Annotated in this window: 16 protein-coding genes; 4 read left to right on the top strand and 12 right to left on the bottom strand. The window is 66.0% G+C overall.

Annotation, left to right across the window (positions count from 1 at the left end; translation table 11 throughout):
- Positions 1 to 22: 22 nt before the first annotated feature.
- The 5 genes from ACVW1C_RS38275 to gatC form a co-directional block, all read right to left on the bottom strand.
- Positions 23 to 1,384 carry a patatin-like phospholipase family protein gene (locus tag ACVW1C_RS38275; protein WP_456763275.1) on the bottom strand — a complete coding sequence of 454 codons (1,362 nt, stop codon included), beginning with the start codon at positions 1,382 to 1,384 and terminating at the stop codon, positions 23 to 25.
- A gap of 177 nt (positions 1,385 to 1,561) precedes the next feature.
- Positions 1,562 to 1,843 (bottom strand): hypothetical protein, encoded by a 282-nt coding sequence (locus ACVW1C_RS38270; protein ID WP_456762651.1) that lies wholly within the window; start codon positions 1,841 to 1,843, stop codon positions 1,562 to 1,564.
- Positions 1,844 to 1,846: 3 nt separating this feature from the next.
- Positions 1,847 to 3,322, bottom strand: coding sequence for an Asp-tRNA(Asn)/Glu-tRNA(Gln) amidotransferase subunit GatA (gene gatA, locus ACVW1C_RS38265; protein ID WP_456762650.1), 1,476 nt, complete (start codon positions 3,320 to 3,322; stop codon positions 1,847 to 1,849).
- Positions 3,319 to 3,561, bottom strand: a complete 243-nt coding sequence (locus ACVW1C_RS38260) for a hypothetical protein (protein ID WP_456655437.1) — start codon at positions 3,559 to 3,561, stop codon at positions 3,319 to 3,321. Before ACVW1C_RS38260 ends, gatA begins: the two co-directional genes overlap by 4 nt.
- A 23-nt stretch (positions 3,562 to 3,584) precedes the next feature.
- Positions 3,585 to 3,872 (bottom strand): Asp-tRNA(Asn)/Glu-tRNA(Gln) amidotransferase subunit GatC, encoded by a 288-nt coding sequence (gene gatC, locus ACVW1C_RS38255; protein ID WP_092114784.1) that lies wholly within the window; start codon positions 3,870 to 3,872, stop codon positions 3,585 to 3,587.
- A 360-nt stretch (positions 3,873 to 4,232) separates the two neighbouring features.
- Here gatC and ACVW1C_RS38250 point away from each other — a divergent pair, with 360 nt between their 5' ends.
- Positions 4,233 to 4,409 (top strand): hypothetical protein, encoded by a 177-nt coding sequence (locus ACVW1C_RS38250; RefSeq protein ID WP_456762649.1) that lies wholly within the window; start codon positions 4,233 to 4,235, stop codon positions 4,407 to 4,409.
- A gap of 68 nt (positions 4,410 to 4,477) precedes the next feature.
- Here ACVW1C_RS38250 and ACVW1C_RS38245 read toward each other — a convergent pair whose 3' ends face one another.
- The 3 genes from ACVW1C_RS38245 to ACVW1C_RS38235 form a co-directional block, all read right to left on the bottom strand.
- Positions 4,478 to 4,792: an NIPSNAP family protein gene (locus ACVW1C_RS38245; RefSeq protein ID WP_456762648.1), complete on the bottom strand. Its 315-nt coding sequence runs from the start codon at positions 4,790 to 4,792 to the stop codon at positions 4,478 to 4,480.
- Positions 4,793 to 4,918: 126 nt separating this feature from the next.
- On the bottom strand, positions 4,919 to 5,995 hold the full coding sequence (locus ACVW1C_RS38240) for an NAD(P)H-dependent flavin oxidoreductase (protein WP_456762647.1): 1,077 nt from the start codon (positions 5,993 to 5,995) through the stop codon (positions 4,919 to 4,921).
- 18 nt (positions 5,996 to 6,013) lie between these two features.
- Entirely contained in the window at positions 6,014 to 6,994 is a 981-nt protein-coding gene (locus ACVW1C_RS38235) for an NAD(P)H-dependent flavin oxidoreductase (RefSeq protein WP_456762646.1), read from the bottom strand.
- A 117-nt stretch (positions 6,995 to 7,111) separates the two neighbouring features.
- Between ACVW1C_RS38235 and ACVW1C_RS38230 the strand changes: the two genes are divergently transcribed.
- From ACVW1C_RS38230 to ACVW1C_RS38220, 3 genes are all read left to right on the top strand, one after another.
- Positions 7,112 to 8,002 (top strand): LysR substrate-binding domain-containing protein, encoded by an 891-nt coding sequence (locus ACVW1C_RS38230; protein ID WP_456762645.1) that lies wholly within the window; start codon positions 7,112 to 7,114, stop codon positions 8,000 to 8,002.
- A 76-nt stretch (positions 8,003 to 8,078) separates the two neighbouring features.
- Complete coding sequence (gene ruvX, locus ACVW1C_RS38225) at positions 8,079 to 8,561, top strand: Holliday junction resolvase RuvX (protein WP_456762644.1); 483 nt, start codon at positions 8,079 to 8,081, stop codon at positions 8,559 to 8,561.
- Between the two features lie 2 nt (positions 8,562 to 8,563).
- Positions 8,564 to 9,490: an AEC family transporter gene (locus ACVW1C_RS38220; RefSeq protein WP_456762643.1), complete on the top strand. Its 927-nt coding sequence runs from the start codon at positions 8,564 to 8,566 to the stop codon at positions 9,488 to 9,490.
- 46 nt (positions 9,491 to 9,536) lie between these two features.
- Here the strand turns inward: ACVW1C_RS38220 and ACVW1C_RS38215 are convergent, their stop codons facing one another.
- The 4 genes from ACVW1C_RS38215 to ACVW1C_RS38200 all read right to left on the bottom strand — a co-directional run bounded on the left by ACVW1C_RS38215 (position 9,537) and on the right by ACVW1C_RS38200 (position 14,320).
- On the bottom strand, positions 9,537 to 10,748 hold the full coding sequence (locus ACVW1C_RS38215; RefSeq protein WP_456762642.1) for an ABC transporter substrate-binding protein: 1,212 nt from the start codon (positions 10,746 to 10,748) through the stop codon (positions 9,537 to 9,539).
- Positions 10,749 to 10,976: 228 nt separating this feature from the next.
- Positions 10,977 to 11,735 carry a hypothetical protein gene (locus ACVW1C_RS38210; protein WP_456762641.1) on the bottom strand — a complete coding sequence of 253 codons (759 nt, stop codon included), beginning with the start codon at positions 11,733 to 11,735 and terminating at the stop codon, positions 10,977 to 10,979.
- 157 nt (positions 11,736 to 11,892) lie between these two features.
- Entirely contained in the window at positions 11,893 to 12,666 is a 774-nt protein-coding gene (locus tag ACVW1C_RS38205; RefSeq protein ID WP_456762640.1) for a CPBP family intramembrane glutamic endopeptidase, read from the bottom strand.
- A gap of 10 nt (positions 12,667 to 12,676) precedes the next feature.
- Positions 12,677 to 14,320 (bottom strand): acyl-CoA dehydrogenase family protein, encoded by a 1,644-nt coding sequence (locus ACVW1C_RS38200; RefSeq protein ID WP_456762639.1) that lies wholly within the window; start codon positions 14,318 to 14,320, stop codon positions 12,677 to 12,679.
- Positions 14,321 to 14,338: the final 18 nt, after the last annotated feature.

Here is a 14,338-nt window from a genome sequence, read left to right as displayed (position 1 = left end):
TACCGGCGCATTGGGGCAGAGATCAGAGCCCGCGCCGGAACTGCTGATAGGCCTTGCTCGAGCGCAGCGCGTCCGAGCCGCCGGTGATCAGCTGGTCGACCTGCTCGGCCGGCAGCGAAAGCCGCGTCGGGATGGCATTCAGGATGCCGGCGCGCTCCGGTCCGAGCCGGTCGAAGCCGAGCCGCTCGACATAGATTGCGACGTCGCCGCACTTCCAGCCGGCGCCGACGCCGAGCCTCGTGCGATCCGCCGCCGACAGGCCGCAGCGCCAGTGCTTCAACTTGCCGGACCAGTCGTTGGCGAGCGCCGTGAAGGCGGCGTAGCTCGAGCGCACGCTGGCATCGATCGCAGTGTCGGCGGCTGCGGACACCAGCTCGACGCCGCTCGGCCCTTCGAGCGTCTGCACGAAATCGCCGGAGATGCCACGGCCGGCGTCGACCACCAGGAACAGGATGCGCCTGAGCTTGGCCGCCTGCCGTTCGCTCAGCGGCTCATAAGGGCGTTGCGCGGCGAGCAGACCGATGCTCAGCCCCGACAGGCCGTAATTGTCGACCAGGCCGCCATCGAGCAGCTTGACGTAGCGCATCGAGCCGTCGCGGTAACGCGCCTGGGCCTCGGCATAGGAGCGCAGCAGCGGCTGCGCGTTCGGATCGTTGCGCACCCGATCGAGCCAGGACGGCAGCGGCGCAGCGCAGCCGCCGGGGTAGGTTTGCAGCACGATCGGGGCGAAAGCCAACGGCACCGCGGCGGACGCCGCCACCGCTTCGGCGACACGATAGGAGCGGATGTCGCTGCACAGCGCGTCGAACGACGTCTTGCCGAACACGAACGGCGTGCGGTTGTAGATGTCTGACGCGTTGATCCACACCCGCGGCCGGCGGTCGTCCGGCAATGCCTCGAACCGCGCGCCGTCGAACAGGTTTTGATCGAGCCAGTCGGTGAACTGGCTGTCGTTGACGCCGCCGCCCAGCGCGCGCCCGATATTGCCGAGCGAGATCCTGGTCTTCAGTCCCTCCTCGGCATTGCGCAGCAGGAAGCGTTCGCGGAAATCGTCGAGCGCCGCGCGCCGCTTCAATCCGAAATAGGCCGCGGTGATCGATCCGCCGGAGACACCGGAGACGAAGTCGACGCGATCGAGCAGCGTCTTGGTGCCGGCGGCGCTGGAGCGCACACGGTCGAGCTCCTCCAGCACGCCGAACGAAAACGCCGCGGCGCGCGTGCCGCCGCCGGAGAACGACAGCGCAAGCAGCAGGTCGTCGTCATAAGCCGGAATATCGCTGACACCGTTGGCGTCGGCAGCCGCGGCGCCGAGCGGCACGTTGCCCGGGAGATTGTAGACGGTTGCGCAGCCGGCCAGGCCCACCGCCACCGCAGCCACCAGCAACGCTGACAGCCATCCCCCTATGCCCGACCTACGCACGAATACTCTCTTTGCCGCTGGCCCCCGCCCGGTTCCACCAGCCTATCACGGCCAATCTGGGCGGCGGCATGGCGGCCGAAACAGGGTTAATGCTCGCGGTGCCAAGACACCGCACAAGACACCGTACCTGGCACCGGTTGTTCAGACCAAAAGTGCGGAGACGATCCGCTCCCACTCAGCCTCAACAGTATCGCTCGCGACGGGTTGGCCGGCCCGGCGATACCAGTAGCCGGCATTGCCGAGATCGCCCTCGACGCGATGCAGATAGGCATGGACCCAGGCCGAATTGGCGTCGCTCTCGTCCTGCACGATCTTGTGCGCCTGGTCCCAGTCGCCCTTCCTCGCCCACCACAATGCGGCGAGCGGCGGCGACAGCGCCGTATCGGGCGCAGCGTCAGCGAGACTGGCGCGGAAATCCGCCATCGCTCACCACCATCTTGGCGCCGCGAACCGGCCGGCCGCCTGCTCGATCACCTCGCCGAGCGAGAACAGCGTCTCCTCGTCGAACGGACGGCCGATCAGTTGCAGGCCGAGCGGCAGGCCTTGCGTGTCCTTGCCCGCGGGCACGGCGATGCCCGGCAGGCCGGCCATGTTCACGGTCACCGTGAAGATGTCGTTGAGATACATCTCGACCGGATCGGCACCGCCCTTCTCGCCAATGCCGAACGCCGCCGACGGCGTCGCCGGCGTCAGGATCGCATGCACGCCCTTGGCGAAGCAGTCCTCAAAATCCTTCTTGATCAGCGTCCGGACCTTCTGCGCACGCAGATAATAGGCATCATAGTAACCGGCCGAGAGCACGTAGGTGCCGATCAGCACGCGGCGGCGCACCTCGGCGCCAAACCCATCGGCGCGGGTGTTCTCGTACATTTCGATGATGTTCTTGGCCGGTTCGCGCAATCCGTAGCGCACGCCGTCGTAGCGCGCGAGGTTCGACGAGGCCTCCGCCGGTGCCACGATGTAATAGGCCGGCAGCGCGTATTTGGTGTGCGGCAGTGACACTTCGACGAGCTCGGCGCCGGCGGCCTTCAGCCATTGCGCGCCCTCGCTCCAGAGCTTCTCGATCTCGGCCGGCATGCCGTCGAGGCGATACTCCCTGGGAATGCCGATCTTCATGCCCTTCACGGACTTGCCGATCGCGGCCTCGTAATCCGGCACCGCGACGTCGACCGACGTGGTGTCCTTGGGATCATGCCCCGCCATCGAGCCCATCAGGATCGCGGCATCCCGCGTCGTGCGCGCGATCGGGCCGGCCTGGTCGAGCGAGGATGCAAACGCCACGATGCCCCAGCGCGAGCAGCGGCCGTAGGTCGGCTTGATGCCGACGGTCGCGGTGAACGCGGCGGGCTGGCGGATCGAGCCGCCGGTGTCGGTCGCGGTCGCGCCCATGCAGAGCAGTGCCGCCACGGCCGACGCCGAGCCGCCGGACGAGCCGCCCGGCACCAGCGCGGTGTTGGAGCCTTCGCGCCGCCACGGGTTGGTGACCGGGCCGAAGCACGAGGTCTCGTTCGACGAGCCCATCGCGAACTCGTCATTGTTAAGCTTGCCGAGCAGCACCGCGCCGTCGCGCCACAGCTGCGAGGTCACCGTCGACTCGTAGGGCGGAATGAAATTGCCGAGGATCTTCGAGCACGCCGTGGTTCGGATATCGCGGGTCGCGAACAGGTCCTTGATGCCGAGCGGAATGCCGGCCAGCGGCCCGCCCTCGCCCTTTGCAATTTTGTCGTCGGCCGCCCTGGCCATTTCGCGGGCGCGGTCCGGCGTCTCGAGCACATAGGCATTGAGCACGCGCGCGTCCTCGATGGCGGCAAGATGCGCGTCAGTCAGTTCGCGGGCGGTGAAAGACTTGCTCGCCAGGCCCTCGCGGGCCTCGGCGATCGTCAGCGATGTCAAATCGGTCATTTATTGATCGGGCTGCAGAAGAACGGAGACAGGGTCTTGTCGTTCGCGGGATCGTCCTGCCGGGGGCTCATATTTCTCTGGGCATTTTCCCTGGCGCGTGCGGCATCGAGTGCCTCGAGATGGTCGAGCACCGCGTCCATCGCCGCATTGGGGTCGGCGACTTTCCCCTTGCGCTCCATCGCATCGAGGAAGTCCATATAAGCCTTGTAGGCCTTCTCGTCGTCGCAGAGCAGACACATCGGGACCGTCCCAGAACAGAGAACTACTCGACCACCTTCGGCACCAGGAAGAAGTGGTTCGTCGTATCAGGCGCATTGCGGACGATGTCGTCGGCGATCTCGCCGTCATTGACCACGTCGGCGCGCTTCTTCATCTCCATCGGCGTCACCGAGGTCATCGGCTCGACGCCGTCGATGTTCACCTCCGACAGCTGCTCGACAAAGGCCAGCATCGCGTTCAGCTCGCCCTGGAGATGGGGAACTTCGGCGTCGCTGACCGCGATCCGCGCCAGATGCGCGATGCGGCGGACGGTCGTGGCGTCTACGGACATTATATAGGGCCTCGGGGCTGAAAGGTCAGCCCGCCGTATAGCAGAGGCCGGTTTTGCGCCGCAACCGCGCGAATCCCTCGGCCCGGCGCTTCGGCACCCTGCCGGGCACCCGGGCGAGACGTCCCGGTGCGCATTCGGGCCGCAAAAGCCTGCGACGAAACCACTTTGCGGCTGCCACGAAGTGGTGCCGAAACATTCAGGGCGCCTACTCCCTCTAAATAGAAAAGTTCGGAGTGCGTCATGCAAACGCTGGAAAGCCGCCCCCGGTCGGAGGGCTGGGATCCTGCCCTGTGGTCGATCGGCACGGTGCTGGGGATCGCGATCCTTTACGTCGCCTGCCTGGTCTGAGCGAGGCGAGCGATGGCCAAGTCCCAAGCGAAAGCCCTGCAGGAAAAGGCCGAGATGTTCGAGCGCCGCGCCGAGAGCGCCACGGATCCGATCTCCCGGCAGCATTACAAGGAAATGGCCGCGCATTATCGCAGGCTCGCGACCGAGCATCTGGAGATCAGCCGGAGCGAGCCGGCGCGTCAGGCCTGAGACAGAGTTCCCATCCGTGCCAGCGCGGCGCCCGCCAGCGTCGGAGCGACCCGGCTTTCCACGGTCGGCTAAGCCGGCTTCGGCAGCAATGGCCGAAAAAACGACCGTTCATAGCGGGCGAAGCAGCGCGTCTCCCTCGCGAAGGCGATCGCCTTCTGAACGTCCGGATCGAGCGCCGAGTCCTTGCGGTACTGTTCGTAGGCCGCAAGGCTCGGAAAGCTGAAAATCGCCAACGCCACGTCGCTTGCGCCCTCGGACGGCAGGAAATAGCCGTGATGAGTGCCGCCAAACCTCGGCACCAGCTCCAGCCACATCGCACCATAAGCCTCGAATTCGGCGAGCTTGTCCGCACGAACTTCGTATCGCAGATAACAGGTGATCATGCCGTGGTGCTCCTGCGCCAGGTGATGTGCCAAGTGATGCGACAAGTGAACTGCCGCCTCTCCATAGCTGGAAATCCGAGGCGGCAGTCCGGGGCATACACCGAAATTGCGGGGACGGAGGCGAAATCAGCCCGCCATCTTGCCCATCCGCGCCAGCGCGGCGCCTGCCAGCGCGCGGGTCAGCTCGGCGGCCGGCATTTCCTTGCCCATCCGCACCGCCTGCCCGGCCCAGAGATTGGTGAAATCGACCTTGCCCTGTTTTTCGGCAGCCGCCTTCAGCGGCCCGAGAGCTGTCGCCGCATGCGGGAACGCCGGCGCGTCTGGTGAGATCGGGCCGACCTCGCGAATCACGCGGTTGGCGACACCGCGCGCCGGGCGGCCGGTCATTACATTGGTGATGACGGTCGATTCATCGCTCGCCTGCGCCAGCGCCACGCGGCCCGCCGCGCTGACCTTGGATTCCGGACAGCGCAGGAACGCGGTGCCGATCTGCACAGCGGATGCGCCCAGCGCAAAGGCCGCGGCGATCCCGCGTCCGTCGGCGATGCCGCCGGCCGCGACGACCGGCACCTTCACCGCATCGACCACCTGCGGCAACAGCGAGAACGTGCCGGGCTGCTCGGCGATATCATCGGTCAGGAACATGGCGCGATGCCCGCCGGCGTCGGCGCCTTGCGCGATGACGACGTCGGCCCCGTTCTCCTCGAGCCAGATCGCCTCCTTCACTGTGGTCGCCGACGACATCACGATGGCGCCCGCGGCCTTCACCCGCTGCAACAGTTTCGGCTCCGGCAGGCCGAAATGGAAGCTGACGACCTCGGGCTTCAGCTCCTCGACCACGGCGCAGAATGCCGCGTCGAACGGCGCGCGGTTCGCCGCGTTGATCGGCGCATCCGGATCGAGACCATGTTCGCGATAGTAGGGCGCCAGGCGCTGCCGCCATTGCGCCTCGCGTGCGGGATCGGCGTCGACCGCCTTGTGGCAGAAGAAGTTGAGGTTGACCGGCGCGGACACGCGCTGGCGGATGATGTTGACCTGCTCACGCGCCTTCTCGGCCGAGAGCATCGCACATGGCAGCGAGCCGAGCCCGCCGCCCTGCGCCACCGCGATCACGAGCTCCGCATCCATCACGCCGGCCATCGGCGCCAGCACGATCGGGAATTCGGTCTTGAAACGATCAATCAATCGACGGTCCGGCCACATGGTCTGTCTCGCGCTTGTTCAGGACAAAGAGGAAAGAGAATTGCGCCGACCCTGCAACCTCTGCTCGGCCTCGGCGACGATGCGGCCGACGATCTCGGCCGCGGGAACGATATCATGGATCAGCCCGACGGACTCACCGGCGAACACCGCGGCAATGTCGAAATTGGCCGCTTCCCTCGCGGCGGCGTATTCGACCGCGACCTCGTCGGCGCGCTGCATCAGCTCGATCTCGCGGCCCGACCAGCGCCGCAGATGATCGTTGGCAAGCGAACGCGCGGTGAACGGCGCCGGCCACAGCAATTTGCGCGACCAGTCCATCACGACGCCGCGCACCGTCTCGCCGCTCTTGGCCGCGCGGATCAGCTGCTTCGCCTGCTCGGGCGCATCAGCCTCGACGCTGGCATAGAAGCGCGTTCCCATCAGCACGCCGGATGCGCCGAGCATCATCATCGCCGCGAGGCCGCGGCCGTCAGCGATGCCGCCGGCTGCAACGACAGGGACCCGCCCCGCCGCGAAGTCGATGATCGCAGGCACGATATCGAGCGTGGTGCGCGACGCGCCGTGACCGCCCGCCTCCGTGCCCTGCGCGATCAGGATATCGGCGCCGCAATCGAGCGCTTGTTGCGCCATCTCCTCGCTCTGTACCTGGCAGATCAGCAGCGCGTCCGCGGCCTTGATCTTGGGCGCGAACGGCGCGGGATCGCCGAATGACAGCATCACCGCGCGCGGCCGCGCCTGCAGTGCGATCTCGATCAGCTCCGGCTGCCTGGCGAGGCTCCAGGTAATGAAACCGATTCCGAACGGGCGGTGATATTTCCTGAGCACCGCCGTCTCCGCTTCGAGCCAGGCCCGGTCTCCGTAGCCGCCGCCCAGAATGCCGAGGCCGCCCGCGTCGCTCACCGCCATCACCAGCCGGCTTCCCGTGATCATCGCCATCGGCGCCAGCAGGATCGGATGCGCGATGCCCAGACGAGCCGTCAATTCGGTGCCGATCGGCATGCGTTGCTCCCTGTTCTGGACTTGCTGTTCTGGACTCGCAGCGTAAGCGGACCTAACATTCTCGGAAAATGAATACTAGAGAACGCTACCATCTCTAAAATGGAACGGTGGTCCCAGATGGAATTGACCGACCTGCTCACCTTTTCTACGGTCGCTAGGCTCGGCGGCATCACCCGGGCCGCCGACGAGCTGAATACCGTGCAGTCCAACGTCACCCAGCGCATCAAGGCGCTGGAGGCCGAGATCGGCACGGCGCTGTTCGAGCGTCACAGCCGCGGCATGTCGTTGACCGGCGCCGGCCGCCGCCTGCTGCCCTATGCGCAGCGCATGGCGGCGTTGTCGCGCGAAGCCGTGCTCGCCGCCCGCGACGATGGCGAGCCAAAGGGGCCGCTGTCGATCGGCTCGATGGAGACCACCGCCGCGGTGCGGCTGCCGACGCTGCTTGCCGAGTTTCATCGCCGCTATCCGGCTGTGCGCCTGACCTTGCGCACCGCACCGACCGCCGACCTCGTGGCGGCCGTGCTCGACGGCTCGCTCGATGGCGCCTTCGTCGCCGGTCCGATCGAGCACGCCGAACTGTCGGCGACATCCGCCTTCACCGAGGAACTGGTGCTCGTCACCGCGCAGCGCTGGAAATCGCTCGCCGCCTTGCGCGCCGGCACGCCGGAGTCGGGCCCGACTGCGCTCGTGTTCCGCACCGGCTGCACCTACCGGCAACGCCTCGAACAGGTGTTCACCGAGTTCGGCTGGCCGTCCGCCGCCCGCTTCGAGCTCGGCACGCTCGACGGCATGGTCGGCTGCGTCGCCGCCGACATGGGCGTCACATTGCTGCCGCGCGCGGTGGTCGAGCGCGACCACGTCCAGCGCGACATCAAGATCCACAAGCTTAATCCGCAGCATGCGCATGTCGAGACGCTGTTCATCCAGCGCCGCGCCGCGCACCAGTCCAGCGCGTTGCAGGGACTTGCCGCATGCCTTGGCGGCGACGATAGGGTGATCGCCGCCTGACCGGCGTTTTCGCATGGACGGCCGCTCGCAGCCGGGCTTTGCCTCGGCGCGCGGGTGCATGCTAAGCGCTAGCGCCATGCCCGCCCCCATCCTTCCTCTGATCGAAGCCGCACCGCACTGGCCTGACCGCGGCGCGCTGGTCGGCCTCGACCTCGGCACCAAGACCATCGGCGTTGCCGTCTCCGATCCGGACCGGCGGCTCGCGACCGGCGTCGAGACCATCCAGCGCAAGCAGTTCAAGGCCGACGCCGCGCGGCTGTTCGCGATCGCGGCCGAGCGCAGCGCCGTCGGCTTCGTGCTGGGCCTGCCGATCAACATGGACGGCAGCGAGGGCCCCCGCGCACAGTCGACCCGGGCATTCGCCCGCAATCTCTCAAACCTCACCGCGCTTGCGATCGGGCTGTGGGACGAACGGCTGTCGACAGCCGCGGTCGAGCGCGAGCTGATCGGGATGGACGTCAGCCGCGCCCGCCGTGCCGAGGTGATCGACGAGCACGCCGCGATCTTCATCCTGCAGGGCGCGCTCGACCGGCTGGCGAAGCTACGCGGAGACCGCTGACGATGGCCGTGGTGATCGCGGCGCTGTTGCCGGTGTTTTTGCTGATCGTGCTCGGTTTCATCCTGAGACGCACGCTGATGCGGCTCGACACCCAATGGCACGGGCTGGAGCAGCTCACCTACTACGTGCTGTTCCCGGTGCTCTTGGTGCAGACGCTGGTGAAGGCCGACCTGACCAAAGTGCCGGTCGCGGGTGTCGGCGGCGCGCTGCTGCTCGCCGCGCTTTTGATGTGCCTGCTCTGCCTCGCGCTGCGTAGCCCACTCGCCCGCGCCGGCGTCGACGGCCCCGCCTTCACCTCGATCTTCCAGGGCGCCACCCGCTGGCAGACCTATGTCGCGCTGTCGGTGTCGGGCAATCTCTATGGCAAGGTCGGACTTGCGCTGGCCTCGGTGGCGATGGTCGCGATCATCCCGCTGGTCAACGTCTTCAGCGTCGCGGTGCTGGCGAAATATGCCTCATCCGGGAAGCGCTCCGCGGGCGCCATCGTGATGACCGTGGTGAAGAACCCGCTGATCTGGGCCTGCGTGATCGGGCTCGCCATCAACGTCACGCATGTGCCGCTGCCGAAGATCTGGCACGACGTCGCCGACGCGCTCGGCGGCTCGTCGCTCGCGATCGGCCTGCTCGTCACCGGCGCCGGGCTGCATCTGGAAGGCATCTTCCGCCCTAGCCTTGCCGCCAGCGTCGCGTTGGTCCTGAAGCTGGTCGCAATGCCCGTGCTCACGGTCGCGCTCGCCGTGTGGTTCGGCGTCACGGGCGCCAATCTCGCCATCGTCGCGGTCTGCGCCGCGGTACCGACCTCGCCGTCAGCGTATGTGCTGGCGCGCCAGATGGGCGGCGACGCCCCCCTGCTCGCCCAGATCATCACGCTGCAGACGATTTTGGCCGCGATCACGATGCCGATCGTGATCGCCGCCGTTGGGCCGTAGCATACGGCATGCGCCTGCGCTGGCCGGCGCGGTGCGCTGATCGTCGCTACTTCCCGCTCGAACCGGTGAACGCTGTATCGAGCACATCGCCGATCGGCTGCCAGCTGCGGCCGTCAAACTGAAGCAACCGCAATTGCTCGACCGGGCGGAAGCGACCGGTGTTGATCTTGATGCCGGGGAGCAAGGCGGATGCCTGATAATCCCTCAGCGCCGCAGCCTGCTTCATGACGTTTTCACGCGACAGGTCGTTGCCGCATTGCCTGAGCACCTGGACCATCGTTTCGGCGGCGGCATAGCCGTAGACTGCGGCAGCGTCGTCCTTGCCGCCGGCTTTCGTAAACTTGTCAAGGAAGCTGCGCCAGGCGCCCTGATCTTCCCTCCAGGCCGGATCGCTCGCATCCTTCAGGAAGGCGGCGGTGATGACGCCCGTCGCATTCTCGGTGCCTGCCGGCTTGAGCACCGTCTCGATCGATGACGCCATCTGGTTCACGACGAACACCGGCCGCCAGCCGTGCTCGGCCGCGGCCCGGATCACCTTCGAGGCATTTTCCGGCACCCCGGCAAACACAAAGACCTCGGCCCCCGATTGCTTCAGGATCGATATGTGGCCGTCCAGATGCTGATCGTCGACATCATAGGCGATGTCGACCCTGATGTTGTGGGCGACGTCACCCAGCCCTTGCACCAATCCCTTGAACAATTCCCGGCCGAACTGGTCATTCTCCCAAAGCGCCACGATCTTCTTTCCAGGATAGAAAGCCTGGATGTAATTGGCATAGATGCGCCCCTCCTCGCGATACGAGGGCTGCCAGCCCATGGTCCACGGATAGACCGAGGGATCGCTGAGGTCCTGATCGCCGGAGGCAACAAAAAGCTGCGGGATCTGCCGTTCGTTGAGATACTTCCGCACCGCGAGATTCTCCGGCGCGCCGAACGAACCGAACATCAAAAGCACATTGTCGGTCTCGACGAGAATGCGCGTGAGGTCCATGGCGTTGGAAACATCCGACAGATCGTCATAGGACATGAAACGGATCTTGCGACCGCCGATGCCGCCGCGTTCGTTGATCATCTCGAAATAGGCGGCTTCCGCCTTGCCGATCTGGCCGAAAATCTCGAGCGCGCCGCTGTACGGCATCAGATTGCCGATCCGGATTTCGGTGTCCGTGGCGCCCTGGTCGCGCACCTGCTGCGTGATGGCACCGAGCGACGCCAGCGCGACGACGCTGGCCAGCAGAGTTCGGATCAACATGGCCATGAGAAGAGCTCGCACGACGGCAGCCGCCGCTGCCTGGTTTCAGTCCGGCCCGCGCTCGTTCATTGATCTGGATCATAGCACTCGAAGGGGGCACTGGCATCCCCTCTGTCAGCCTCCTGAGCGGACCGCGACGCGCAGCTACCGGGTTCCGGACCATCATGCTGCAGACGATCACGGCGGCCGCTACGATGCCGATCGTGGTCGCAGCGGTTGGGCTTTAGAAGGCCCTCATAAATAGGCTCGATCTCCAGCCCGGATCCAATGCCGTTCAAAGCGCACAGGCACCGAAGGGACACAGAGCGGCGCGCTCAGCGCGTCGGGGATTTCGATTTCGCAACGATCTGCGCCGTCGCTGTAGACTAGCATTCCTTGCGAGATCCGTAACACAATACTCGAACCGCGCTGTTGTTCGTTCGACCACCGATCCAGAGCCGCTACACTGTCCGGCGTCGCAAACCCTTGAAACGCTTTGATCTTGGGAATGAGGTGCTTGACCCCAAGTACTCTCCAAAAAATGGCATCAGCGAGGACCGCGACCCAAACGTCAGCCTCGCTTGTCAGGTCTCTAGTACGATCCGTCAGCCCCTGAAGCCCACGCAAGCCAGCGTGCACGATGCGACGGAAATTTGCGGGAAATGGCGAGAACAGCAGATACCCCGGCAGATCGTAGCGCATGGTGCCGCCGTGCGTTCGCCGCCATGGCGAAGGGCACTCCGGGCCAGCATCGGTTGATCGAATGTAGAGCGCGCCTTTTGCCTCGCGGATCATCGGCCAGAAATTTCTCGCGGGCGATCGACGAATTGCATCGTGAAGATCTGCGATGGCAAGGGCAACGGGGGCCGCCTTGGCCAACTCATCGACGGCCATCGACAGGTAATGACTGTGCTGGCTTATGTACTCCTCAGCCAAGTCGCGATTCAAGCGATGAAGATGGTGGCGATAGGTCAGCATGTGCGCGTTGAACGCGTCGGGGGTTTGATTTGACATCAATCGTCCATTTTCCGAAACGCGCACGCGTACTGGAGTAGCGCCCCTATTATATCCCCGTCATTGCAAGCGAAGCGAAGCAATCGATCTCTCCGTTCGCTGAGACATGGATTGCTTCGTCGCTTTGCTCCTCGCAATGAGGGCGGAGAGAGACCGTCTACGACCCCGCCAGCCACCAGGTCTGGAGCGTCGCTGCAAAATTGTTCAGCCCGTGCAGCAGAATGGTCAGCAAGGTCGAGCCGGTACGGAAGCGCAGATACCCGAACAGCAACCCGATCGACAACACCTCACAGAGGAAGAACCAGTCGTACTGCAGGTGCATCACGGTCCAGACGATCGACGACAGCAGGATCGCGCCATAGGGGCCGAGCCTGGATTCCGACCAGCCGCGATAGAGCCAGCCGCGCGCGAACAGCTCCTCCCAGAGCGGCGCGGCCACGGCAAAGGCGATTACCAGAAGCCACAGCGCGCTGTGCTCCTGCGCCGATTTCAGCACGTCACCCATGAAACCCGGCGTCACCTCGCGGCCGGCGGCGCGGGACACCATGTCCCAGGCGCCGACCAGCACGATCAGCGCGACGACGCCGATGATCACGTTTTTCCACGACGTCCCGCGCAGCCCGAGGTAATCGGCGAACGGGATCCCGGTGCGGCGGATCGCGAACCACAGCACCAGCAGCACCATCGGCAGGCCCGCGAGGACCGAGAGCGAGATCGTCAGACCGTCGGCGACCACATGGGTGATGCCGGCCGCCGACAGTTCGCCGCCCTGCGCGATGATGCGATAGGCGATGACCGCGACCTGGCCGAGGAACATCGCGGCGAAGATCAGAAGGCCCCACAGCGCGGTGCCCCAGAACTTCCACACCTGAGGGGGACGCGGCGGCGGTTCGATGGTGGTCGGCGGAGTATCGGGATTGAGTGCGTCCATCAGCAAACCTTCATGGCAGCGCTCGCGCCAGCAGCGCGCGCTGATCGGCATCGGAGAGGTCCACCGCGCCGTACATGCCGGCGTGGCGTTCGGCAAGCCGTGTCGCCGCGAGCAGTTCGGCGTTCCCCGGCGAGACCTGGTTGAGCGCCGCGGTGGCGGCCAAGAGCGCCAGCTTCTCGACTGCAAGCCGTGCGATGCGCTCGCTGTCCGCTCGGCGGAACGATTGTCCGATCGACGCAATAGCCTCGGCGGCGCCCGGCAGACCCCTGGTCTCGTCGGCGAGCGCACGCAGGACGGCGAGCGCGGCATCGGCCTCGCGGCCGAGCGCGCGCAACACGTCGAGGCACATCACGTTGCCGGAGCCTTCCCAGATCGCGTTGACCGGCGCCTCGCGATAATGCCGCGCCAGAATTCCCTCCTCGACATAGCCATTGCCGCCGAGGCACTCCATCGCCTCGTAGAGGAAGCCGGGTGCGCTCTTGCAGGTCCAGTATTTGATCGCCGGCGTCAGCAGCCGCATATAGGCGGCCTCGCCTGCATCGATGGGCGCGCGATCGAAGGCGCGGCACAGCCGCATCACCAGCGCGATCGACGCCTCGACATGCAATGCCATGTCCGAGAGCACCGCCTGCATCAGCGGCTGGTCGGCGAGATGCTTCTGGAACACGCTGCGGTGCCGCGCGTGATTGAGCGCATGCGCCAGCCCCGAGCGCATCAGGCCGGCGGAGGCGATCGCGCAATCCTGCCGCGTCAGCTGCACCATCTGGATGATGGTACGGATGCCCTTGCCCTCCTCGCCGATCAATTCGGCATGGGCGCCGTGGAATTCCACCTCCGAGGAGGCATTGGAGCGGTTGCCGAGCTTGTCCTTCAGCCGCTGGAAGTGGATCGCATTGACCGTGCCGTCGGGCGCAAAGCGCGGCATGAAGAAGCAGCTCAAGCCCTGCTCGGCCTGCGCCAGCACCAGGAACGCGTCGCACATCGGCGCCGACATGAACCATTTGTGCCCGGTGATACGCCAGGCGTCGCCGGCGCGCTCGGCGCGCGTCATGTTGGCGCGCACATCGGTGCCGCCCTGCTTTTCCGTCATGCCCATGCCGAGCGTCATGCCGCGCTTGGTCCACCATGGCGCAAAGCTGGGGTCGTATGCGCGCGCTGAGATCACCGGCATCGTCTTCGCCAGAATGTCCGGCTGCGAGGCCAGCGCCGCGACCGAGGCGCGCGTCATCGTGATCGGGCAGAGATGACCGGTCTCGACCTGGGACGCGATATAGAACCTCGCCGCGCGCACCACCTCGGCGGCCCCGCCGGCCGGCTTGCCGTCGGCGGTCCAGGTCGAGTTGTGCATGCCGGCATGGGCCGAGTGCGCCATCAGCTCGTGATAGGCCGGATGAAACCCGACCTCGTCGCGGCGATTGCCCCTGGCATCGAAGGTTCGCAGTTTCGGTGTGTTCTCGTTGGCGAGCCGGCCGCGCTCCGCCATGGCGGCCGATCCCCAATGCTTGCCGAAATCCGCCAGCTCTGCGCTGGCCGTCGCCCCGCCATTGGCGGACACTGCGGCAACCAGCGGCGCGTCCACTGTGAAGAGGTCGACGTCCTCAAAGGGCGGCGACTGGTTCAGCACTTCGTGGGTGGTAAAGGATGCCTGCGTCATGGGCGTGTCTCGACCTGT

Source organism: Bradyrhizobium sp. USDA 4011, assembly GCF_054063415.1.
Note: the sequence above shows the minus strand (reverse complement) of the source record. Positions and strands in the feature narration are given on the sequence as shown.